General features: G+C 67.4%; 1 pseudogene. It reads left to right on the forward strand.

What is annotated here, in order from left to right:
- A pseudogene (locus ACOJVU_RS17625) lies at positions 1–1,218 on the forward strand (arylsulfatase); the annotation flags it as partial.

The following is a 1,218-nucleotide window of genomic DNA, read 5'->3' on the forward strand; positions in this document are numbered from 1 at the left end:
GCAAGTTCTTCAACGGGTACATCGACACCGTCGAGGAGAGCATGAAGCTCTTCGACCGCCTGGGCGGACCGGAGACCTACAACCACTACCCGATCGGCTGGGCGATGGCCTTCAACACGCCTTACAAGCTCTACAAGCGCTACGCATCCCACGAGGGCGGCGTCGCCGACGCGGCCATCGTCTCCTGGCCCGACGGGATCGCGGCGCACGGGGAGATCCGCGACAACTACGTCAACGTCTGCGACGTCACGCCGACCGTCTACGACCTGCTGGGGATCGCACCGCCCGAGACCGTCAAGGGCATCGTGCAGAAGCCGTTGGACGGCGTGAGCTTTAAAGCGGCACTTGAGGATCCGGGCGCTGACACCGGCAAGCACACGCAGTTCTACACCATGCTCGGCACTCGCGGCATCTGGCACGACGGCTGGTTCGCCAACACCGTGCACCCGGCCGCACCGGCGGGCTGGTCGCACTTCGACACCGACCGCTGGGAGCTCTACCACATCGAGGCCGACCGCAGCCAGTGCCACGACCTGGCCGCCGCACACCCCGGCAAGCTCGAAGAACTCAAGGCGCTGTGGTTCTCCGAGGCCGCGAAGTACAACGGCCTGCCGCTGGCCGACCTGAACATCATCGAGACGATGATGCGCTCGCGGCCCTACCTGGTCGGCGAACGGGAGACCTACGTCTACTATCCCGGTTGCGCGGACGTCGGCATCGGCGCGGCCGCCGAGCTTCGCGGCCGCTCCTTCGCCGTGCTGGCCGACGTGACGGTGGACACCACCGGCGCCGAGGGCGTGCTGTTCAAGCAGGGTGGGGCCCACGGCGGGCACGTGCTGTTCATCCAGGACGGACGGCTGCACTACGTCTACAACTTCCTCGGTGAGCGCCAGCAAGAGGTTTCGTCCTCCGGGGCGGTCCCACTGGGCAGGCACGTGTTCGGCGTGCGCTACGCGCGGACGGGAACCGTGGCGAACAGCCACACCCCGCTCGGCGACGCCACGCTGTTCATCGACGACACCGTCGTGGGCTCGCTCGCGGATGTGGCGAGCCATCCGGGGACATTCGGGTTGGCAGGGGCCGGCATCACCGTCGGGCGCAACGGCGGATCCGGGGTGTCGAGCCGCTACAAGGCGCCGTTCACCTTCACCGGCGGCACCATCGCCCAGGTCACCGTCGACATCTCGGGCAGGCCCTACGAAGATCTGGAACGCGAAC

The organism is Mycobacterium sp. THU-M104 (assembly GCF_049197365.1).
Taxonomy (GTDB): Bacteria; Actinomycetota; Actinomycetes; order Mycobacteriales; family Mycobacteriaceae; genus Mycobacterium.